This is a genomic window from Cellvibrio sp. QJXJ (genome assembly GCF_024452345.1).
Classification (GTDB): domain Bacteria; phylum Pseudomonadota; class Gammaproteobacteria; order Pseudomonadales; family Cellvibrionaceae; genus Cellvibrio.
Window position 1 is genome coordinate 1,891,148 of record NZ_CP101662.1, and the last position, 23,176, is coordinate 1,914,323.

The 23,176-nt window shown below is 53.6% G+C and carries 19 protein-coding genes; 6 read left to right on the forward strand and 13 right to left on the reverse strand.

Translation table 11 applies throughout. The features are described 5' to 3' along the window. Positions 1–38: 38 nt before the first annotated feature. The 13 genes from NNX04_RS08170 to NNX04_RS08230 form a co-directional block, all read right to left on the reverse strand. Entirely contained in the window at positions 39–2,195 is a 2,157-nt protein-coding gene (locus NNX04_RS08170; RefSeq protein WP_261948095.1) for a papain-like cysteine protease family protein, read from the reverse strand. Further along, positions 2,188–3,546 carry a hypothetical protein gene (locus NNX04_RS22940; protein ID WP_261948096.1) on the reverse strand — a complete coding sequence of 453 codons (1,359 nt, stop codon included), beginning with the start codon at positions 3,544–3,546 and terminating at the stop codon, positions 2,188–2,190. Before NNX04_RS22940 ends, NNX04_RS08170 begins: the two co-directional genes overlap by 8 nt. A 33-nt stretch (positions 3,547–3,579) precedes the next feature. Next, positions 3,580–4,341: a hypothetical protein gene (locus tag NNX04_RS08180; RefSeq protein WP_007643041.1), complete on the reverse strand. Its 762-nt coding sequence runs from the start codon at positions 4,339–4,341 to the stop codon at positions 3,580–3,582. Beyond that, positions 4,307–4,675 (reverse strand): hypothetical protein, encoded by a 369-nt coding sequence (locus NNX04_RS08185; RefSeq protein WP_261948097.1) that lies wholly within the window; start codon positions 4,673–4,675, stop codon positions 4,307–4,309. The genes NNX04_RS08180 and NNX04_RS08185 overlap by 35 nt, the downstream gene beginning before the upstream one ends. Beyond that, positions 4,672–4,878: a hypothetical protein gene (locus tag NNX04_RS08190; RefSeq protein WP_261948098.1), complete on the reverse strand. Its 207-nt coding sequence runs from the start codon at positions 4,876–4,878 to the stop codon at positions 4,672–4,674. The genes NNX04_RS08185 and NNX04_RS08190 overlap by 4 nt, the downstream gene beginning before the upstream one ends. Continuing rightward, positions 4,875–6,935 carry a hypothetical protein gene (locus NNX04_RS08195; protein WP_261948099.1) on the reverse strand — a complete coding sequence of 687 codons (2,061 nt, stop codon included), beginning with the start codon at positions 6,933–6,935 and terminating at the stop codon, positions 4,875–4,877. The genes NNX04_RS08190 and NNX04_RS08195 overlap by 4 nt, the downstream gene beginning before the upstream one ends. Before the next feature lie 5 nt (positions 6,936–6,940). Beyond that, entirely contained in the window at positions 6,941–8,029 is a 1,089-nt protein-coding gene (locus tag NNX04_RS08200) for a hypothetical protein (protein ID WP_007643045.1), read from the reverse strand. Between the two features lie 62 nt (positions 8,030–8,091). After that, complete coding sequence (locus NNX04_RS08205; RefSeq protein WP_007643050.1) at positions 8,092–9,300, reverse strand: hypothetical protein; 1,209 nt, start codon at positions 9,298–9,300, stop codon at positions 8,092–8,094. A gap of 60 nt (positions 9,301–9,360) precedes the next feature. Continuing rightward, positions 9,361–9,972, reverse strand: a complete 612-nt coding sequence (locus tag NNX04_RS08210) for a hypothetical protein (protein ID WP_007643052.1) — start codon at positions 9,970–9,972, stop codon at positions 9,361–9,363. Then, positions 9,959–11,275 (reverse strand): S8 family peptidase, encoded by a 1,317-nt coding sequence (locus NNX04_RS08215; RefSeq protein ID WP_040392301.1) that lies wholly within the window; start codon positions 11,273–11,275, stop codon positions 9,959–9,961. Before NNX04_RS08215 ends, NNX04_RS08210 begins: the two co-directional genes overlap by 14 nt. Positions 11,276–11,662: 387 nt before the next feature. Continuing rightward, positions 11,663–12,688, reverse strand: a complete 1,026-nt coding sequence (locus NNX04_RS08220) for a sigma-54 interaction domain-containing protein (RefSeq protein ID WP_261948100.1) — start codon at positions 12,686–12,688, stop codon at positions 11,663–11,665. 104 nt (positions 12,689–12,792) lie between these two features. Continuing rightward, a complete protein-coding gene (locus NNX04_RS08225) occupies positions 12,793–15,138 on the reverse strand; it encodes an Ig-like domain-containing protein (RefSeq protein ID WP_261948101.1) in 2,346 nt (781 codons plus the stop codon). 645 nt (positions 15,139–15,783) lie between these two features. Further along, a complete protein-coding gene (locus tag NNX04_RS08230) occupies positions 15,784–16,185 on the reverse strand; it encodes a hypothetical protein (RefSeq protein WP_261948102.1) in 402 nt (133 codons plus the stop codon). Positions 16,186–16,327: 142 nt separating this feature from the next. On the opposite strand from NNX04_RS08230, the gene NNX04_RS08235 reads away from it, so the two are divergent. From NNX04_RS08235 to NNX04_RS08260, 6 genes are all read left to right on the forward strand, one after another. Next, positions 16,328–16,519: a hypothetical protein gene (locus tag NNX04_RS08235; protein ID WP_261948103.1), complete on the forward strand. Its 192-nt coding sequence runs from the start codon at positions 16,328–16,330 to the stop codon at positions 16,517–16,519. 1,075 nt (positions 16,520–17,594) lie between these two features. Beyond that, positions 17,595–19,190, forward strand: coding sequence for an alkaline phosphatase (locus tag NNX04_RS08240; RefSeq protein WP_261948104.1), 1,596 nt, complete (start codon positions 17,595–17,597; stop codon positions 19,188–19,190). An 86-nt stretch (positions 19,191–19,276) separates the two neighbouring features. Further along, positions 19,277–19,990, forward strand: a complete 714-nt coding sequence (locus tag NNX04_RS08245) for a hypothetical protein (RefSeq protein ID WP_261948105.1) — start codon at positions 19,277–19,279, stop codon at positions 19,988–19,990. 274 nt (positions 19,991–20,264) lie between these two features. After that, positions 20,265–20,645 carry a hypothetical protein gene (locus tag NNX04_RS08250; RefSeq protein ID WP_261948106.1) on the forward strand — a complete coding sequence of 127 codons (381 nt, stop codon included), beginning with the start codon at positions 20,265–20,267 and terminating at the stop codon, positions 20,643–20,645. Between the two features lie 99 nt (positions 20,646–20,744). Then, complete coding sequence (locus NNX04_RS08255) at positions 20,745–22,019, forward strand: TolC family protein (protein WP_261948107.1); 1,275 nt, start codon at positions 20,745–20,747, stop codon at positions 22,017–22,019. After that, the gene (locus tag NNX04_RS08260) at positions 22,016–23,173 is read left to right on the forward strand and encodes an efflux RND transporter periplasmic adaptor subunit (RefSeq protein WP_261948108.1); all 1,158 of its coding nucleotides are present in this window, start codon (positions 22,016–22,018) and stop codon (positions 23,171–23,173) included. Before NNX04_RS08255 ends, NNX04_RS08260 begins: the two co-directional genes overlap by 4 nt. The last annotated feature ends 3 nt before the right edge of the window (positions 23,174–23,176 follow it).

Here is a 23,176-nt window from a genome sequence, read left to right on the forward strand (position 1 = left end):
TCGGGCTTGTTGTGATTTAACCAAAAGTCGCACCAGTATCAGGCTTTTAAATGCCCCACATACTGCAGCGGATGGGTGATGGTAAAGGCGGGTACTGCATCCTCCCTCATACGAGCCAAGTCGCCGGGGCTCACCCAACGCGGGTCGGCAGAAGTCAGGGGCACACCGGCATGTTGGTAGGCCGCGACCACTAACTGTGAACAGAAGAAGCGATCTGTATCCCCGCGCCCGAGAAAGATGCGTGCCATACCGCTGGTGCAGCGCTGGCGCATACCATCAGGCAGCCGCTCACAAATACGGCGATCAACACTGAATGGCGCCTGACGGACTATGCCCCAGTAGTTATAGCCAGTACCCAAATGCTGGCCGACAAAATCGCGAATGCGCAACTCTTGCTCGCTGGTGAGGTTGGGGTAGCGGAAGGCCACCACAACTTCGTTGGAACCAACAGAATCTTCCAACTGGTTGAGCACCACACCATTCGCCAGCGCTTCTACCACCTGCCCACCGCCAATATAAACCGAGGCATGGCTGACCGGTGCATCGCTTACTGTGCGGATAGCACGCGAGACCACGCCACTGGCCCGCGACAACAAAATATCGCCAATCCGTAAGGCACTGGCATCAATAGACTGGCCCCCATTGGCAGGCGAGAGTGGGATTTCCTCGGCAAAGGCATAGGCCTGCCGCGCCAGCGCCATACTGGTCGCGGTGTACTGAAATTGGGCGTAGGCCTCAATGGGCGATAGGCCAGCAGAAACACCCAGCTCGAACGTCACCCCAATAAAACGGCCGCCACTCATCAAAGCGTGCACACCACCGGTAGGGCCAACCGGTGCATCCACCCCGGCAGTCATTCCCACGGCGACTGCAGCACCGCTAAACAGGCTGGGGCCGCCGTGAATAATGGTCACCTGCATAGTGGCGCTAATGGAAACAATCGCACCAACCACACCGGACAGGGTGCCGTAAAAGCCCACCTGATTACCGGGCGCAAACATGATGCCGTAGCCAAAGCCAGCACCCACAGCCACACCACCAGTCACTGCTGGCCCTAAACCTATAGTGACGTTGTAGCGGTTGGCAGCAGCACGCAGCAACGGGATAAGCGCTGCCAACGCGGTACCAGCGACGGGCACTGAGGCAAGCCCCACCATGATCGCGGCCACCAGTAACTCACCTTTCCACCCCGACAGGCTATAACCGCCGGGCAGGTGAACCTCGGTGCGTCCACCACTCATGGCACCAGGGTAGGCTTGGGCACGGGTTAAATTAAGCTGGCCGAGGAAGGCTTGTATTTCGGCTTCGGGAACCCCTTGGGTACGCAGCTCCTGCAGCTTGGCGGTAAAATCGGGGGCCGTGCTGAGCGCCCGGCCTAGAGCCAAACTTTTGGCAACTGGAGCATCACTGGCCGAGGCACGGTTGCGATAGCTATGCGCTAGGGAGCGCTGTTCACTCACCGCGTCAGCGCGCCAATGCACTACTTGCACCCGCATATACCCGGTGCGGCGTACTTCTTCTTCGTACTTGGGAACAAATACCGCAATGGATTCCTCGTAGCGGCGCCCGCCCGCCGGATCGACTATCTTGAATTTAGTGTTTTCCGGGGTGCCGTCGCCGTGAATACCGGTGATGATGCGCGCATGAATTGCCGCACGTTGCCCTGGGTCTTCATCGGTGGTAACCCAAATAGGGCCGTAATTGCGCAGCAGGTTTTCCCAGCCCTGCACGCTGTAACTCTGCGGTGGCTGCGGGTGCAGACCGGCAGCGGCCAGAAATTCGGGTTTGTCATCGCCCAGCAAACCGGTGTCCGCCTTGTAAATGTCCACCCAGCGCTGGCCGACCGTGGCTAGCGCCTGCTCAATATTTTTTTGCTGCTGCACCCGCCAGCTTTTGAGCATGGTAAATACCGTTGCCCAACACGCCATGCCCGAGGGCTGGGCCAGTACCCAGAAATTGCCCGGCACCGAATAGTTGACCGCCTCAAAGGCACGTGCGCTGTAGGACTGGGCGCTGCTACGCGACCAGGAGGAGACTTTGGCGCTCAAGCCCTGCGCCACAGGTGCAGCACCTGGCGGCGTTAGTGGCGCACGGCGCGGGTGAATGGTTTTGGCAGCCTTTTTAGGTGCCGTTGTCGACTGCCGTGCAGGGCGCCGAACCAGGGTATTTTCCAGCTCTGAAAATCGATTACTCATGCTTGTCACCTGCTAGTTCCATGCGATTGATGGGATTGGGAAGGGTTGAACTGTCAGTAAGGTCACCAACCGAAGTGCTAGTGCCGGAATTGCTAATATCGGAATTGCTAATATCGGAATTGCTAATATCGGAATTGCTAATATCGGAATTGTTAGTACCGGAATTGTTGCCCTGTTGATCTGTCGCGGGCTTTGCTGGCGCTTCCGCGCCAATTTCAGCCAGCTCCGCCACCAGATCAAATTCATCCAGACTCATCGGGTCCACAAACGGCGACTCCAGCTCCCTGATGCCGGGTGAATGGGTGGTTTCCGGCGGGGTGATTGGCTGCGCTGGAACAGGTGTCGGGCTGGCCACAGCCAGCTCCCGCTCCAGTTGATCCAGGCGTTTGGCGATGGAGACATTGCCCAGGTCAAAACTGTTGGCGTAACTCATGCCCAACCCCATCTGGTCAAAGATATTGTGGTTGGGATGAGCAGTGGCCGGGGTGGGCACTGCCGCTGCACTGCCACCCACACCCGCCGGGGTACTCGTTGGGGTACTGCCCGGTGCAACCGGCTGATTGGCGTCAGCGGGCGCTTGGTTTTGCCCCAGAATAGCGGCCAGCTCTTTCTCAAAATCGTCTTTCGCCAGCGCCAAACCGGGGTTGAGCGACTGCTGGCTGGCGGCGGTGATAGTGGTTGGCCGCTCCGCCTCGGCCAACCAATTCTCCTCAGCGGGCAGGACAATCGATGGACTGGACGACTCTCGCCCATGCACTGGAGGAAGACTGGGCTGGGGATGACCAAACTGGGGGGGACTCGATGGGCGAGCAATGGCAGGCGCCGGTGCCAAACTGACGCCCGCAGGCGCAGCGCTGTAGGCCGCTGAAATTTGCGCCTCTGGTGACCATTGATCTGCATGGGTAAAGGCCTCGACCTGAAAGCGGCCAGTATCGGGGGCCGATAATTCCGGGCTGTAGCTGCCATCTACCCACTCCTGGGCGGCAAAGGTCGAAAACATAAAACCCTGCGCCGGTGGGACCAGTGACGGTGTCAGCCACAGCGGATTAACTTGCTCCTGGGCAAGGCGATGCTGCTCAATAACCGGAGGGGCTAAAGGCTCAGGTGCGGTGCGCGCGGGCGTGGCACCCAGTACCCGCTCCTCTAGCGCCCGCAATTGGCTGCTTGGCCGGTGATACTGCTGGCCGCGCACCAATGCAATTTCGCTCGATAGTCCCACCGCCAAACCGCCCCCCCTGGTTTTACCTGTGCCGCTACGACTGCTTTGCAGGGATTGCTCCAGCGAACGCAAACCTGATCCTGTAGCTCCCGGGCGGGTTGTTCCTGGTTTTGGTATTCCTGCTCTTGTCATCTAGGCCACCTGTCTGTTGATCCTTCTCAAACCTCAGGACTGTAAATTCAGCTGCACCAGCGCATAGGGGTCGAGTGCGATTGCCAGGGCGTTATTACCCGCCTGCAACTGTGCACGCGGCACTTTCAAACGCAGCTCTGCCGCATCGGCATGCACTATTTCCGCCAGCTGGTTGTTGACCAGCGCCCGCGGAAAATCGGCGCTTTGCTGCACCACAAAATTGCGCCCGCGCAGGGTCAGTTCCACACTATCGCCCTCCTCCCTGGCACTCATTTGCGCCAGCTGGGGTGAGAGTTTTTTGCGCCGGACTTTGTTAATCATGTTGGCCAGATCCTGATAATTCAGGTTCTTTTCGCCACCGGTTTTTTCCTTGATCACCTTTTCCAGATTCACATTGCGTTTGTCCATCTGCTCCAGGTCGCGGGTTGAACTCACCCCCACCTTGCGCAAACTGGCTTTCACCTCCTCGTCCATGCCCTCCAGCAAGTCCAGCTCCAGGTCATCCTTGTTGGGCGGTTCATTAGCGTTTTCGCGAATTTGCCGGTCGGTGATAGAACCCAGTTGGAAGGAGATGCGCGAACCACCGGCTTCACCCGGTTTCACCATTTGAAATTGCACCTTGCCATCGGCCATCACCGGAAAAACATTCAGGTCCAGCGCCACATCCTTGACTGTATAAGTCAATTTGCGCGTCAGCCCCTTGAGCGCGAGGGTGTCTTGCGCCTTATCCAGCTCCAGGATGAGCGAATCCAGAAACTGCTCAAGATTCCACGGTTTGGTCTCGCGAATGGTCATCGCCCGGCTCCGGATCTAACTCAAAGGTAAGTGCCAAACGGTGCAGCACCGGCTCCACCGAGGTCGCGATCCACTGACTCGGCGGCGTGGCGCCAATAAACGCTTCACCACTGCTGGCACGCAGCAGCTGCAGTTCAATCGGCAGCTCAATGTGTAACCGCTCCACTACCAGCCCCAAGTAGCTATCCGGCTGGAAGGGGTCGGGCACCAGCTCAATTTGAGGCGACAAAAAATCCTCCAACATACCGGCCAGACCGGGGAAGTAATCCTCCGGATGAATCTCATCCCCGCCAAGTGGAGCGAGGGTGGTAGCTGAGGGATCTGGCGCGCTCATCGGGCTTTCCCTGCGGGATGGCAGCGGCAAGTTTCGGGCTGCACCAGTCGCAATGCCCCTGCGCGCCGCGCGGGTTCAGCGTTTTCCAACGCCACCGGAAAGAATGCCTGCTTGTCGCTAAACACTATTTCCAAACCCTCAAATTGGGCGCTTATGTCCACGTCGCTCAAAGCGCGGGCGAGTATCTCTGCTGTTGGGTTCATGACTGCTTCACTCCGACAAAATGCAGCATGGCGGGAATAGGAAATACCACTGACTCCTCATTCAAAGTCTCCACTGCACCGTTTTCGTCAACTGCTCCGGCGCGCACCAGAATCAGGGTTTGCAGTTTCATCACCGGAAATACCCAGAGCGATGCCCGCTCACCCGGCCGACCGCGCAGCTGGGCTTGATGTTGCGCAGCCTGATTAAAGCGCTCGCCAAATTCGCTGCTAGCGATAGCGGTCAGATACTCGTCATTGAGTGGCGGCTGGTCCGGCGCCAAGCGCACCAGCAGGTGGTTCAAGGCAAATACACTGAATTCATAACCAGCGCGCAGGTTAATTGTCTGGCGTGTGCCCTCCTGGCGGCGTTTGAGCTGGGTATCGGTGCGGGCATTGCGCTGACGCTCGGGGCTGAGCTTGAGGTAATAGCGGCTGTGCAGATCTACGCGGCGGCTGTCGCCGGTAAAATCATGGTTCCAGACTTCGTGCCAGTAGTCGCGGAATAACTCGCGGTCAGCCAGTGGGATAAGTTCGCTGGACTCTTCAATGCGATCAAACTGGCAGGTGCCCATCACCACGATGCTCTGCTGCACCGAGGTGCCGCGCAGCTGGCCTTTGCGATTGCGCCACAGCAGGCTGACAACCACTATGTGTTCCTTGCCCGCCTGCAATTTGGCGCCCTCGGCGGCGCTGATCTGCGGGGTTAGCTCCAGTGGGCCGCTGCCAGCGCTGGCAATCCGCTCCGAAGTTTCATGCACCACCCGCAGGTTATCCGCCTGTTTGACCTGCACTAGCAGTTCCGCCTCATTCAGGGTTTCCGGTGTTTCCAGCTGGGTGGGGAAGAGCCAATCGCGGCCCTGTTGATAGAGCACCTGGGTGCGCCCCACCAGTACTTGGGTGGGTGCACTGGCCAAACTCAAGCGCACACTGGCCACCCGTTTGTAATTGCGCTGGCGCGCGCTACTCAGCCCCAGGCTCATACCCGCCAGCAGCTGATGCAAAGCGGGGTCGTCCACCCCCGGGTTCAGTGCCCGCAGGTGGTCATTCAACTGCTGGTCGGCCTGCAGCCCGAGCCGGGCAAAATCGGTAATGCCGTTAATAATCTGCCCGGTCATACGCTGGGGCGCCTCGACAATACTCTGCACGGTTTGCGGCGAGAGCACCTGTTGCAGCAGTGGCATAAGGGCTGGCAGTGCCGCCAGCAAAGCTGGTGCCACCTTAGCTTCGCTGTAGCGGGAACTGGCACGGGCATAAGATAAACTCGCCGCGCGCGCACCACTTGCAGCAACCGCAGGCGCGGCCCCCGTGGTGGCAGCCCCGCCGGTGGCGGCAGTAATTAATTGCATCAACTGGCGAATATTGTCCGGTGTAAGCAACTGGCTGGTGACCTGCCCTACCGCTGGGGCCACACCGCTAATCAAGCTGTTAATCGCCGGAGCCAGGGAGGGCAGCATGGGCATAAGCACACGCACTATGTCCGCGCCGGAAAACAGTGCGCCGCTCAAGGGACGCTCGCGCAGGCTAAAAGGTACTGAATCTACCTGGCTCAGGGCCGGCGAAAATGCAGAAGCAGAAAAGGCTGAAGCAGTCATGGTTGAATCCTTTTTAACAAGCTGGCTCATAGCGGCAAGAGGCAATCGCTGTACGGGTGAAGACAACGGCAAAAGCGGTGGCGGTAGATCCTCACCCGGTTCATCTGAGCGATCGATTTGCCCAGACGACCGGCTGAGCGGCAGCTCTACCACCGCCGACAACGCCGGCCCCATGCCCTCTTCGGTGCGATAACTCAGCAGCTGCATAAAACGTCGCTCGCGCCCGAGTTGCGCCGACGGCAGCAGGAATTCCCCGCGCCCAAAGTTCTGCGGTGGCAGTGGCCCCTGCAGCGACGCGCGTAACACCCCGCTATCGCCCGCACTACCGACACTGGCCAAGCCACTGCCGGTGGTAACCGGTTCGGCACCTAACTGCCAGCGCCAATAGCGGTTTTTACCTATATCGAAACTCACGCGCAGCCCCTCTGGCTCGGGTGTTATAGCCAGAACCAATGCCAGCGCCATAAGCCTTACCTACCGGCAAGGGCGGGCGCGGCGGCAGGTGCTGCAGCGGGCGCAGGTTGCACTACCTGCTGACCTGGTCCCAACTGGGCACCGCCATCGGCGCCGTTTTGGTAGAGGGTTGCAAAGTTGTCCAGTTTGAAATAATCCGACTTGAAGGTGATATCCACCGAGCCCGTGACCTTAGCTGCCAATTCGGTACTGGCGACACTCTTGGCGCTCGACACCGAAATTTTGCTGGTGCGCCGACTGGAAGTGTGACCACCTTTGGGGCCGCCAAAAATGGAGCCGATCAAACCGCCACTGGCGCTGACACTGTTGCTCGATGATTTCAGATCCTGGATTGCCGCCTTGTCGGATTTTTGCACCTGTTCCGAGGCTTTAATGTCGAATAACACCGAAGCCTTGACGTTGCCTTTTTCCACCACCAAGCGGGTGATGCCCATCAAAATGGTTTCGCGCAACATGGCGCGCTGCTCTTTGGCCATTTGGATTTTGGCATCCATGATTTTGGCTTTAACCTGGTTGTCCCCCAAATCCATGGGCTGGCCACTGGCATCGGTCAACTGCAATTTGCGCGAGCCGTCTTCATTTTCCTCATCGCTAAATGCCAGCCCGAATTCATCGCTATTATTTTCCGCGAGGTAGCCAAAGGAGGCGGCGTCATCAATGGAATTAATAAATTTGGATATGGATTGGGTGGCCGCTTTCAGTAACTTTTGATAGGACTCCATTTGCGCCAGAGTCACTTCCAGGTTGGCGTCGAACACCCCTTTGAGCAGGTCTTTTACAAAGCCGGGGAAATCCACCTCATCGATAAAACCGCCCGCCAGATCCCCCGCCTGGTCAATGCGCTGGTTGGTGTGGCGTTTATCATTGATCATGTCGCCCGCTTTGGGGTCGGCCATTGCCACTGGCAAGTTTTTGGCCTGCACATAATCAGCCGTGTTGTGCGCGAGGTTTTGGTAATTTTGGCGATACACATCCAGGTAGAGGGACTTTTGATCCTCCACCCCCAATTGATGAAATGTCGCCGATTGGGCGAGTGTGCGACGGGTGTATTCGCGGGCAAGATCTTTGATGGCTTGTTCACTCATGCGACTGAACTCCTTTCTCGGTTACAGGCATTTTGGGTTAGCAATTTTGTGTGTGGCGACGATTAAAAATCGTCGCTGTCATCATCGGCAAATTCCAACTCTTCCTCGTCGCCGCTGGCGTCCATTCCCGCCTCGTCACCCACGCTGGTGAAATTCAAAATATAAGCTTCGGCCGCTTGCACAAATGCCAGAAAATCTTCATGGCGCACCGAGGCCTCATTAAAATTGGCGACCCATTGGAAAATTTTGTTGCCATCCACCGCCAGTGAACGATGGGCGCCAATATTCGGCGCCGCGCCAAATTCCTCTTTGGATAAACGCTCGATCACCGTCCACAAACTTTTGCGGCGGTTGCCACCAAAATAGGCGGTGATATCCGGGTCTTTTAAAATCTCCATGCACTCTTGCAGCTGCGCATAAAATTCACGGGTTTGCACATGGGCCATGCCGGTACAAAATTCTGTGAGGTTGTATTGCAGCTCACGGGTCGCCTGATACAAACGCGAGCGCGATACCGGTGAGGTCTCGCTAAAACCATCATCCACCCGCTCGGTTTTATCTATGTACTCGGCCACTTCCGCCATCAGGTTGTGCCACAAATTGGGAAAGTGTTCATTCACCACCATGCGCGCCAGCACTTCGGTTTCGCTTTTATTCAACACCCGGCGATAAACCATGCCGCGCTCCTCTTCCGAAGCGCGATCATCGCGGCGTTTCCAATAGCGATACAAGCGCGCGGCTACCGGGCCATCCACCACATCAATGGAGCCTGCGGCCCAATTGAGCACCAGCGCATCCACCAATTTAAATATTCCCAACCGCTCGCCCAATTCGTAAATGTAATCCAGTGCCCCGGCCGCAAGGATGTTGTCTTTAACTATGCCCTGCTCTTCAATGCCTTCAAAATCGTCAACTGAAAAATCCCACTGGCTAGTATTTTGTGCACCACCTTTCCGCCAGGCGGCATCGAGCGGGTCATCTTCACCGCTAGCGATTTCAATTGCATGGTTGTACGCCAAGGCAAAATGCTCGTCGTAACCACCGTCCTTGAGCTTTTCAATATCATCAATTTGAATGCCGCGATCGAGTAAATAATCGATCATCGCCATCTTTACCGCGTCAGTGAAACGGGATTTTTCAATCTCGCTCTGGTCGATATAAATTTCCAATAGCGCCGGTAGCTGGCCTTTTTCATTGACCTGACTGATCAGCTTTAATATGACCGGTTCAAGCGCACCCGGCGCCAAATTAATTTTTACGTTGTTAGGCATGATTTGACTTCCTTTCGCAACGGCATGGTTGGCGAGAATGTGAAAATTAACTGCCGCCAGTTACAAACTGACACGCACCTGATGCGCAATTAAATCGCGCAGCACATTGTCTTCAGTGATATTGATGCGATGTTTTGCGCCCACCAATTTCACTAACTCCTGGGAGAAAATATCCAGCGGCCCATCTTTGCGTTCCAGCTCAAATAAAATCGCATTCACAAAGCCTTTATCGTCCTTGATCTCCTCCACACTCATGTCATCGCCTTCCAATAATCTGGCCAGCAACGCGGGGTAAACTGCCGCTAATACCAGGCGTTTATTCTCGCTAATACGCAAACCATTCAGGCGTTTCAACACGCGATCCAACTCTGTGGTAATACCGCGGTTTGCAATAATCTTGCGCACATTACTGCTGGTGTAGGGAAATTTTTTGCGCATTTTTGCCAGCGCTTGCTGCGCTAATGGATCCAGCGAACCCACCCGCGCGGTCACCTTTAACAAACCGGTTTCGGCATCCGGGCGATTGCTGTCGAGCATCTTGTTCCACACCGGTTTTAAATCGCCAAAATCCAAATTTTTAATAGCCACCGTTTTGGCAGTTTTACGCGGTTCGGCCACGGCCTCTTTTTCAATTACAACTTCGGTTTCTTTCTTTTCATTAGCGGTAGTCATGACGCAGTCTCCCTTCACTGAGCTTAAAATCGAGGTAACGCATTGCATCGGCGAGATTTAAACAGCCATAACCCGCTTTGCGATGTTTGAACGAGCGATCCAGCTTATCGCTGGTGTGTTTGAGCAGATGTTTAACTTGATTGTCACTAAGTCTTTTGCCGCGCCCGCGCGCGTAAGATTTCAATAGCGCCACCGCACCCGCCACAAAGGGGGCAGCGTGTGAGGTGCCAGTGGAAAAGGCGTAGCCCTTATCCAAATAACTGCTGTACACATCCACCCCGGGGGCAATTAGCGATACCTGCTCGCCGTAAGTGGAAAAGTCGGCCACCTCGCGCTGTGCATCCATGGCGCCCACGGCAATTACCGAGTCAAAGGCACCGGGGTAATACATCTCCTGCTGACCGTCATTGCCCGAAGCGGCAACAATAGTGACGCCCTTGCGCCGGGCATAATCAATGACTTCCTGGTGGGGCAAACCGCCACCACTGTGTTTTACCCCGAGCGACATATTGATCACATCGGCGCCCTGATCCACAGCGAATTTCACTCCGGCATTAATATTCTCCAGCAGACCCGCGCCCATTTTTTTGCCGTTCTTTTCCATCGCCGCGAGCACCCGCACGGGAATAATTTGGCATTCAGGCGCAACCCCCACCGGCATAGCGCGCCCCTTGCCCGCGATAATTCCGGCCACATGAGTGCCGTGCCCCACTTCGTCGGTGGCCACTTCATCGGCTTCAAGAAAATCGCCAATAAATTCGGCAGCACCATCGAGAATATTCACAAAATCAAACCCGGGTTGCAGGCGCTCCACCAGCTCGGGGTGTTGCAAGTCCACACCGGTATCCAACACCGCAATTTTTATTTGCCCGTGGCCGCGCGAGTAGCGGTGTGCTTCATCCAAATAAATTAATTCGCGCGAGGTTTTATCGGTATTAACACTCAGCGCCGCCGTGGGTGGATTCAATTCCATTTCGCCGACATCAGTAGCGCTGGCCTGTTCCACCGCAGGCAACAAACGCAAGCGCTGGATTAACGCTTGAGGCACACGCCCGGAGCGGGTTAATACCAGGCGATAAATGCGATTCAAACCTGCAGCAATTTCATCGGCCGACCATTCGCCCTGAGCGGCGGCGTATTCGCGGGTGGCAAGAAAGGGAAGATTAAATTCACGAAACAGGCGATCGATATCAGGGTGGAAGGTCTCGCGTTCCAAACGGCGATCGGCCAGCAACATTTGCCAGTGAGGCAATTGCTCTATTGGCAAGGCCGCGCGCAATTTGATACGGACATGATCTTTCATAGCATTCCCTGAATATTTTTTTAGTTGTGCAACAGCAATCGACACCCGCTTTGCGCGTCATGGAAAACGACATTGCAATGCCCATACCAGCGTTTTCAATAGGTGACTCAAGATCACGGCTGGCGCGTGTTGCAGCGCAATCCATAAAAAAATACCGAGGCGACGGCGGGTAATTTTTTACCCGGATTATTTTTTATTTATCCGCCATAACAAAAATTACGGCGCCAATTGACGCGTAAATTTTCCAAATCTGGCGGGTAATCTATACCCCACTCGGGACAGCTCTGACCCACCCGAACAAGCAGAGGGGAGCGTGGTTTTTTGCGCACATAAAAAACAGCGCGCGCCAGTAACAAGCGCGCGAGCAGAACAAAACGCAGAGAGGAATTAAACCAGATTGTGTTTGCGCGCGAGGCGGCCAAAAGCGCGGCGCTCTTTGCCCGCCTTGAGGGCAGCCTGGGTGATATTGCCTTTGGTAATGGCGAGGATGGATGCTATGTAGTGTTTTTCAAATTGGCTGATTACCAGCTCTTTCGCCTGACTGAAGGTCAGCGCCAAGGTACCGGCAGCCGACCCATAATAGGGTTGCAAATAATCAACACCTAGGTCGCTGGCGCTGGTCATGGAGGCAGGCTTTTGTCCAAACACCCAGCGGGTAATTACATTTTCCAGCTCACGCACATTGCCCGGCCAGTGATAAGCCTGCAGCCAGTGCTCAAATGCGGGGGTGAGCGGGTTAGCGTAAAGCTGATGCTGTTCAGCTACCTTGCGCCAGTAGCTATGGGCAAGCGGCAGAATGTCCTCACAGCGCTCGCGCAGCGGCGGCAGCTGGATGCGCAATACATCAAGGCGGTAAAACAAATCGTCGCGAAAACGACCCTCGCTTATACGCTCCTGCAAATCGCAGTGAGTGGCGGCAATGATGCGCACATCGGCATGGCATTCACGACCGGAGCCGAGCGGGCGAAAACAGCGCTCCTGGATAAACCTGAGCAGCAAAACCTGCGCCCCAGGTGACAGGCTGTCGATCTCATCCAGAAACAAAGTGCCGCCTTGCGCTTGGCTAATCAGCCCCTCTTGCCGCGCTTGGGCACCGGTAAATGCGCCGCGTTCGTGGCCGAAGAGTTCATTCAAAATCAATTCATTGGGGTAGGCGCCGCAATTAATGGCAACAAAGGGGCGTTGCGCCCTGCGGCTTAACGCGTACAGCGCGCGCGCCACCAATTCCTTGCCTGTGCCAGTTTCACCGTAGACCAGCACCGAGGTATCCGCCGCCGCACAGAGCCTGATCTGCTGGCGCACCTCCACTATGGCAGATGAGTGACCACAAATACGGGCCAAAGGTTGATCATCGGTGTAATAGTTATCCCCTACCCCTGAACAGCGGGTCAGAGAATCCAGCATAGATTCCATGACTGATTCCTTCCAACAGTGTTGAGAGATTGTTGAATGACAGAGGGTTATGACGCTGTAAAAAAAGCCCGCGTGGCAGCGGGCTTTTTTCACTGGAATGTTTGTTAGTTTGCAGGCAACTCGATATTACCGGGCGCACCTCCGCCGACCGCCACACCACCATTATTTAACACAAAGGTGACAACCTGGGTTTGCAGCTCAGCAGTAACCTGTGGTGCACCTCCCTCCGGACGCAGTAATGATGCATGGCCACCAGCAGTGTGTTTAACATAACCGCGCCCCAGTTGAGTTGAGCCTAGCCCCAGCTGCGTGGTATTGAGTAGCGATGCCATGGCCTGGGTTCCCGCAAGCGGCGCACCGGCTGCATTGTTGGGAATCACCAGGTCATTATTGATTTGCTGCACCAATACCGGTACACCTAGCTGGGCCAGAGTTTCCATGTAGTTGACTGGATCACCCGCATCCATCGCACTTTGTGCGGCATACAAGAACCGCTCATAGTTAGTGGTTCCCACCATCACCCCACTCGCCCCCAGGCCACCATTAATCACAGGGGCAAAAGTAGCGGAGTTCACTAAAATTTGCGCCACTTGCGTGCCGGCAGCACTGGTGATCAAACCGCGAATCGGGTTGAGGTTGGAAGCGAGCCCTACCTGTGCATCATTGGCAATCGCCAACTGATTCACGGTGGTAAATACGCTACCCAGTATTCCTCCCAATGAAACGCCTACAACATAAACACGATTCAAATCCAGACCGGTACTGACTGTTTTGAGCATCTCCGTATTTACGCTCGCAAGGCTGGCGTTGAGGTTGAGTAAATCCATTACCGCTTGGCGATTGTTGTCGCGGGTATTGGTTAGGAAACCGAGGTTGATAAATTGCGCGCCCGAACCGTCACTTGCACCCGGCGTTTCAAAATTCATCGGCGCGGGAGCACCACCGGAACCGGCCACATTAAAGTGACGCTCATGGGGTGCGTTGTCGCCATAGAGTGTGGCAAAGGGGATAACCGCACTCTTTTCCACGTTCAGTACATTCACAAAAGCGCTGTTGGCGGGAATGCCGTGCACCGGTAAATCGATGGCTACTGTGGCTACGCAGCGACTGGCCAAGGTATGCCCCAAAGCGACAACCGATGCCCGATCGCTGGTAATGCCGTGCACATAAATCACCGTGGGGTAACCGGTCGCCGCATAGATTTGGCCACAGTTAGCAGCACCGGCATAACCGGGCACCCAGTTGTCTTGCGGCATGGTGACTTGCAAAGGTACAGATTCATCGCCTGTTTTTGCCGCAAACGGATAGCGGTAGGTGACGTTATAGCTGCCATCCACATCGGTCGGTATGGTCCGCCCCAAGGCACCGGCAAGGGTTAAATCCGGTTTCCAGTTGCGCTTTAAATACTCACCAAAAGGCAAACCCGTCGCCGCAGTTTGGTAATAAGGCAGCTTGATATAACCGGTATACAGCTTGCCAACATTAGCCGCCAACTGGCTGCTAAAAGCTGAGAAATCAACTCCCGTAACACCGGCAATGCCAAGGCTGCGGGCTTTGGGTGTAGGCAAAAGCCCAAAAGACTCTAATTGTTGGACATTGGCCACAGCGGTGGATGGTGAAGCACCCGCCGCAATTTGTAACCCGGCGATGGCGGCACGGGGTGACGCCATCGCAATCAGGGGCGATATGGGGTCGGTTGTGGTGAAGGTATAGGTTAGCACCAGCTTTTCTTTTGCCGCTGCCACACTCAATGCCCCACCGCTGGCCGCTGCCAGAAAACCACTGCCCAGCGTTTCCCAGCCTACTATCGCGTTGCGTACTGGCACCAAGGCTTCCAAGGTTGTGTAAGTTGGGTCGCGCAGCGCGTTGTAGGTCCAGGAACGGGTTAGTGGTGCGCCGCTACTGTCGCGCAGGTCATTGGTTAATACCACCAGATATTTGGTTTTGGCTTTCAGTGGTTTAGTAGGACGAATACGAATGGTGTTGTTGCTACCACCATCCAATGACACCACCTGAACATCGTAATTAGCAAGGCCAGCAATGCCGGTGATATTGGCAGGATTCAGCGCATCACCCGTCGCACTTAACTCAATCAAAAATACTGTTTGCGACGCCAGTGCGCTCGCCGGGTTTAGGCTACCGCTTAGCTGAATATCAAAAAAAGCTGAGGTGGAGAATCCATCCAACTGATTCATGGTTGCCCGCACAGGGTCTGTCGGCGCACCCAGATTAGCCGTGCCATCGCTGGTCGCTGCCGCCGCAAAAATCAGATCGGTATTGAATGGTAAATCGGAAATGACAGGGTCAAAACGTGGATGGGTGCCCACCACATAGGCATCTGGGCCCGAGGGCGGTGGAGCTTTTTCGGTATCACTTCCGCCGCAGCCCTGCAGGGCAAAGGTGGACAGTACGAGCGTAGATAACAGGAACAAGTGTATTTTATTCTTCATAATAGATCCCTGAGCAAGACGGTTAGTGCCACAACAATTGAGTCTAGTCTCATTTTCAAAAGCTGCGAGCCTGTCAATTACAAACCATTACCGCAATTCGATGAGTGTGATCTATTGCCAAAAAAAAAGGCAAACCCCGGAAGGCTTGCCTTTTGCTTATGACACGATAAGTTACGCTCGCTGCAATTTATAACTACACATGCGGATTATGGGATAAGTCTATAAATCCGGCGCGGAACCATCTAGGTTATGGACGATTTATAGGAATTGCTTCGCTACAAATTTATAGGAATAGTTTATAAAAAATTCCATGCCGCGATTCTAAATCACCAAATCTCAACTGCCGCAGCAAAAAGGAGAAATAGGCACTGCTAACCCCGAGGGAAAATCTATATAGAAGCTCAGGGCGTCGTATTCTTTGATAGCATGGATTTGAGGGTTGAGTGATCCTACGTAGTTGCTAAAAAGAATATTATATAAAGCAAGGCTTCGCAGCCCGACAGTACAGTAAGATCCTCACGGACTTGTTTGGAAACCGTTATCAATAATGAGGCTTCCTGATGGGTTTTTTTCTGGTTGCTCTCGTCATAGGTAACTGGCTTGAAGCGATCTCATCATTTTAAACGACACCACGCGCCCAATCAGTTAAAACACCCAGTGGTTATTTCCCGGGCGGCGCACTGTGCCTTGGGGGCGCTCACCAATGGGCAACACGACGCCGATCTGAACCTGGTTACCATAGTCTTCTCTGATGGCCATGAGGGCTGGTTCAAGGTCGGTGTCATTTGAAATAAAGACTAGCTGCTCAGCATTGCCCTTTTGAGCACCCCAGTAAGCGGTAAGCGCCGTAGCAACTTCAGTTTGTTTTTCCTCAAGCTTCCAAACCTCCACACGATCGGTTTTGTCTGGCGGAGATTTGTAAACTACGGCATGAGCCTTATCCATTGAGTAGTACCCCTTCCCGCTGGTTGATGTCGAAATCAACCTTTCGATGTTTGACTTTGGCTGTTGCTCGGGAGGATGATCCATGTCTGTAGAGCCGACCATGCTTGGGTGCTCCCTCAGGAATGGAGCGTGTACATTTCATGGAAAAAGGGATTTGGTATTCAATGTGTCGGTGTTGAGATAATCGGCTATTGAAGTCTGGAATGCTGTTCATTCTGATATCACTATCCTTAAGGTGAAACCTGTGTCCGATATGAAAGACCAACTTGATGCTCTGCTAGCACGTATTCGTTCTCCAAATACCCGCAAAGCAGGCGACGCTTTTTTCTCTGCCGATCCATTGGATTTATCTGTTACATATTCACCAGACAATTTCGTTAGGCTTGATGCTCAGCCCGACCCCAAGCCGACTGACCCTCCCAGTAAGAAATCGTAACCTTTAGCAGAGTATTCTCTTGAGCAGGTCACTGACGTAATTTTTCCCCTAACCCTCGCTCAACACCGTATGCTTCTATATCCGAGAAATCTTGTCGGTCTACACTCGGAGCCCCAAGGTTAGCGCGGCACTTGGTGTAGGCATGAGCCAAAACATCTTGTCGATACAATTTGTCATAGAGGGAGTAGAAACGGTAGCTATCTTCAGTCTTCGCTTTTACGTGTAATGTTCTCTGTAGTTTCCGAACGCTAATTGGAGTTGCTAGGTTGCCCAATCTCCTGATCCTTTCCTACTTTAAACATTGGTTTTGAACTGAGGCCCCTTTCCTCCACTGGCATTACCCGGCTTCTACGGTACTACGAGCCTCTCCGCCACCCCAATGCGCCCGAACGCTCCCTCGCGGGTGTTCGGTTGATCTCCCCAGATCACGCAGAGGGGCTTCCCGTGTTGCGCGCGCCTCCCTTGTGTACATGCTGTCGCCACTACCCCGGCACAGCAACTGGGATCAGCCTTGCTCAAGTCCCCCAGTTGTATCAGCCTTCCCCGATATGACGGTCAGGTCGGCCTGTGCAACGTCCTTTTCGAGGATTGCTCGGCGCTCACTCGCGTTACGGCCTGCACACTCGCGCTGCCACCGTATTTTGTGGCACGCTTCACCGGAGGCTTCAACCATTTCGTTGCCTCCATAGTTGCTCCGGTTGCTTTCGGCTGGAGCGATAGCCGAGTGGGATTTTCACCCACGGGGAAAGCGCCGCCTTATCACGGCGCACGCCAATACCGGAAGTTGGCAAGTCACGCGCGCCCAACCAAAAGTGGACATTGGTGACATGTCAGCGGCCAAATTGGTAAGTAAGCCTATAATATTAAAATTGCGCTGAAGATAACTTTTATTTCATCTTTTTTTGCAAATATCTACCACCGAACTGACACCTTATTAAACCTCTTCGTATAGTCAATTTCTTGCCTCTAATTCAAGTTGGTCACACAAAAGACTTTTGTTCGTCATTATTCTGTCAATAAACCCCTTTAGATTATCGAGATGACACTTTCGTCTCAATCCAAGAGGTGCTATTTCATGAATAACATTAAGACCTTCGCTTCGAGCGCATTAGCCCTTGCCATAGCCATGGCTGCTCCCTTGGCCGCTGCCCACAAGAACCCTCACAACCCCGATAAACCTCAAGCTGAATTTAATACCCCTGCCTACTGGTACGAGTCTGGGCAGGAAGCGTTAGCTGAAGCCAAGCGGAAGGCGTATGCCGGTACCAACGCCAAGAATGTCATTCTGATTGTGGGCGATGGCATGGGTGTATCCACCGTCACCGCCGCCCGTATTCTTGAGGGACAGTTGAACAATCGTGACGGTGAGAGCAATCGATTGGCTTTCGAACAACTCCCGCATTTTGCGCTAAGTGTCACTGCCAGTGCTAACCAACAAACATCCGATTCAGCACCAACCGCGACGGCGATGGTTGCTGGCATTAAAGCCAATGACGGTGCTATTTCGGTTAATCAAACCGTGTCACGCAGTGAAAAAGATGCCAGTGTTGTGGCTGCGGCCAGCGTGAAAACGATTCTTGAGCAAGCGGAAGAGCGCGGTATGTCTACCGGTGTAGTGAGCACCGCACGCGTTACCCATGCGACTCCAGCCGTTAACTTCGCACATACGCCCAATCGTGACTGGGAAGCCGATGCCAATTTGCCAGCTGGTGCAACAGTGAAGGATATCGCCCGCCAGCTGCTTGAATTCCCTTACGGCAATGGCCTGGAAGTCGTGTTAGGTGGCGGACGCCGTTATTTCTCGGCAGAAACTGAAGCTGACCCTGAATACACCGGTCGCACCGGTATTCGCCGCGACGGGCGCAACCTGCATCAAGAGTGGGTAAGCAAATATTCGAAAGCAGCTTATGTGTGGGATAAAAAAGGGTTTGATGCCATCGATCCTCGCAAGACAAACCACCTGCTGGGACTGTTCGAGCCTTCCCACATGCGTTATGAAGCTGATCGTGCGCAGGATATTGCCGGTGAGCCATCGCTGGCAGAAATGACGACTAAAGCGATCAAGATGCTGGAGAAAAACAAAAAAGGGTTCTACCTGATGATTGAAGCAGGTCGTATCGATCATGCCCATCACTCGGGGAATGCCTTCCGCGCACTGACCGATACTATCGCCCTGTCTGATGCGGTCAAAGCCGCTGTGGCGATGACTGATCCGCGCGAAACCTTGATCGTGGTAACAGCAGACCACAGCCATGTGTTCACTATTGCCGGTTACCCGGAGCGCGGCAACCCTATTCTGGGTAAAGCAGCGGTTAATGGTGTAGCCGCCAAGGATAGTTTGGGGCTGCCTTACACCACAGTGTCCTACGCTAACGGCCCTGGCTTTACAGGCGGATTTACTCGCCGTGAGTTCAATGGCACCAACGAGAGCCCGGTACCAGCCATTTATGAAGGTGGTGCAGCTCGCCCGGATCTGACTTATGTGGACACTACCAGCCCCGCCTATATGCAAGAAGCAACCGTTCCGCTTGGCTCGGAAACTCATGCCGGTGAAGACGTAGGCTTGTATGCACAAGGTCCGAACGCGCACCTGTTCCGTGGTGTGCAAGAACAGCATGTGATTTACCACATCATGGCTGATGCTTTGGGTCTCAATAAGCGTGGTCGCTAACGCCGGATAAGAACACGCCTTACCAACCCTACAACACCGTTGCCTATTGGCAGCGGTGTTTTCCTGTTAAAAGAGTGTATTTTCAAATGAAGAAACAATTGCTGTTTTTGCTATTCGTATTGATGCCCCTGGCAGGATGCACAACTCATCAAACGTCCCCGCCCAGTGTCACGCAAAATTCCATCGCAACAAGTCTCTCAACGGTCAATGCGGAATTCACTACACGCGTTTACGGTACTGGAAGTGACGCCCTAACTCACGGGCACCTGTGGCGATCCCCGACACGGGTTGAGTGGCTGGACATCACCACGAATACCAGTGAGATATGGACAAAAACCAGTCAAAACCTGTGGTTCTACAGCAAAGCATTTCATGCTGATCAACAGGTCATCGAATATTCCCCAGTGGATTTGAATTTGCTTCAGGTTGCCCCGGCATGGCAATCCTTTGCAGCTGCAATCAATCCTGCGCTGCTACAAAAATTACCCAAAACTCGTGAAATCAGTCCATTGGGCGACATGAATCGAATTCAGTATCGCGGCACCATTGATCAGGTCACTTATGAAGTAGATTGGTTGCCCGAACTTGCGCTGGCCACACGGGTCAAGACGGTAGAAAAAGGAGTAACCCGCGTGACCGAATTAAAACAACCCTTGCTCACGTCAGATGATTCAAAAGCCCCTCAAAACATTAGTCGCTACCGGTTTATTGAGTATTCTGATTTGGGTGATATGGAGCGCGATCCCTTCGTAATGAAAGTCCAGCATTCCCTGTTGGGCGCGCACGAACATTCCCATTGATACTACTCACTATCCCAGGTGTTCCTTTGCACTTGGGATAGCGCTTTATTTCCAACGGTTTTCCCTTTTTATTTCGACTTAATCCCGATCTACGAGTTAAATATTTGCACGCCGAGGATTGTTGCGTGCGTTTGTCACTTGGGTTCTTGCCTTAAAAGTTACATGGTTCAGTGAATAAGGAGCGCGGGTTCATAACATACCAGCAGCTTCGGCGGTGGCTATAGCAGGCAAATTGTTTTATCCTCAATCGCTTAACTAGCTAGGTGCTTCTCAGGTGAGAATTAGTTCCCGTTATAAAACGTTTGCGCTTCTGGCATTGCTGTTTTGGCTGATGATCAGCTGGAGCGGTGTGCACGGGCACTTTTGTTTTGACGGACAGGAGCCACCAATCTCCCTTCATGTTGACGTAGTAGATGGGCACGAGGTCCATTCAGCAGATGAATCGCATCAGGATATCGATGTAGACTTATCTCAATCGGTTATCACGAAAGTTTTGAAATTTGATACGCCATTGGCGTTGTTGCTCGTTGCGACCTTTTTGCTTCAGGTATTGCCTCGATCCGCAATATTCTTCCCGGCTTCTCAAACCGCTCACCCACGCCGTATTGTCGGTTTACGTCCACCATCGCGCGCACCTCCCGTCACTCCAGCCTGATTACCCATAACGCCCCTTTTTTTGACAGGGGTAATTCGTGTATTTCCATTGTGCTTCCACGTGCTGCGCCGGGAAATACCTATATGGCTGGAGCTTTCTATGCAATTTATCCATCGGGCATTAACCGTCTCGGTTATTGCCATTACTTGTAGTGCCTATGCGGCGTCCTCAGCTGCACAATCAACACTCACGTTGAGTGAGGCAGTCCGGGCAACACTGCAACAAAATCCTCAACTGGCGGGCTATACCTTTAAGGCCAATGCCTTGGCAGGAGAAAAGCAAACTGCCGCGCTGCGGCCCGAGTACCGCATCAGCGCTGACCTTGAGAATGTCGCAGGTTCCGGTGAATTTAGCGGTACCGAAGCCAGCGAACTGACCATTTCATTGTCATCCGCTATTGAGTTGGGTGGTCAGCGCGATGCGCGCATGAATGTCGTGACCGCCCGCCAACAGCAATTGCAATCCACCCAGCGCCTACTGACGTTGGATGTGATTACAGCGGTGACTCATCAATTCATTCAATTACTGGCCGCGCAGGAACAACTGGCATTGCAGGAAGAGTCGCATCAGTTAATCCAACAAACCCTCAACTCACTGACCAGGCAGGTTCAGGCAGGCGGTACGGCGGACAGTGAACTCTTGCGCGGAAACGCCGCATTGGCGCGTTCCAAAATTGCCTTGCAACAAGCCCGACAAATCGTGAGTAGCGAGCGAGTCAAACTCAGCGCTTATTGGGCAGATTCCTCGCCGGATTTTACAGCGGTAAAAGCCGATCTTTATGCGGTTCCAACGGCAATGCCTTTACCGACGTTGTTGGACAAGTTGTCAGGCAATCCGGATTTGGAGCAATTAACTAAAGAAGTCGATGTTCGCATTGCTGAAGTGCAACAAGCGCGTAGCGAACGACGCCCCTCGCTGGAATGGAATGCGGGCGTTCGTCGTCTTCAGGCTTCCGAGGATTCTGCTGTCGTTCTTGGCTTGAGCATGCCTTTAGGCGCAGGCAGTAGAGCCGGTGGCGCAATCACAACCGCTAATGCCAATCAACAAAGTGCTGAACTCGAACGAGACAGCGCGCGAGTGCAATTAGAAGCTCAACTGATCTCCACTTATGAGGCTCATCGGCAAGCGATTGATGAAGTGGATGTGTTGCGTGACGAGGTCCTTCCTTCGCTAAAAAAAGCCATGCGCAGTACTGCCAATGCATTTGACCGGGGGCGTTACAGCTATCTGGAATTAAACCTTGCGCAAAGCCAATTGGTGGATGCCCAGCAAGCCTTGGTAGGGGCCGCTGCCCGCATGCAGGAAACTCGAATTGAGCTGGAGCGAATGATTGGCTCCCCCCTGAACGAACAGAATTTTGAGGTTAACCCATGAAAACATCGAACAAACATTTAGCGAAACCTTCATCGAAAAATTTGCTGAAATCCGCTCCGGGCGTGGTTTTAATTTTGGCGCTGTTACTGGTGATGTTTTTGGCCGATATTTATATGGCCAGTGCAGCAACGACTAGCGATGATCACCAACATCAAGAAGATGAACATACTGAAGAAGCAGGCTCCCATGAACATGACCATGGGGACGGCGAGAAGCATGAAGGGAAACACGAAGACGAAGAGCATGGAGATGAAGGGAAGCACGAAGAGCACGGAGATGAAAGCAAACAGGAAAGTGAAGATGGGCATGGTCATGTGGAGAGTGGCGGACACGGTCATGAAGATGAAGAGGGAACCACTCAAATTGAAGACCCCATGGCACAAACTGTGGGTATTGTGACGGAACGCTCTGGTGAACAAACACTTCATCAAACCGTTCTTACCTATGGGCGATTAACCACAGCTCCCGAGCAAACCAGCCATGTGCGCGCACGATTTTCAGGTGTTATAACGTCGGTACAGGTCACTATTGGTGAGACAGTGGCAGCCGGTGATCTTCTGGCTGAAGTTGAAGCCAACGAGAGTTTGAGAAAATACAGTATCCGCGCACCCATTGCCGGAATGATCGTGCAACGGCACGCTAATTCGGGCGAGGTTACAGGAGATCAAACACTGTTTTCAATTTCGAGCTTTGATAACTTGTGGGCCGAGTTGCGTATTTTTCCCGCTCAACGCTCCTCTGTTGCTATCGGGCAAGAAGTTTTTCTGAGTATGGGCGAGCAAAAAGTTGAAACAAAAATTGAGCACCTCCTCCCAGCCAGTGATGAGCAGCCATATCTCATTGCGCGCGCAAAACTAAACAACCATGAGTCAATGCTCTCTCCAGGCGCAATGGCTGAAGGACGTATTGTTATCGATGAATTTAACGTAGACGTAGCGGTAAAAATAGATGCACTGCAAACCCTGGGAGGGCGCACCGGGGTTTTTGTCAAACATGGTAATAAATACGAATTTATTCCTTTGGTCGTGGGGCGAAAAGATGACAGCTATGCCGAGGTCATATCTGGCCTGAAACCCGATACAGAATACGTAACCCGAAATAGCTATCTCATTAAAGCCGATATCGAAAAATCCGAAGCCGAGCACGAACACTAAGGG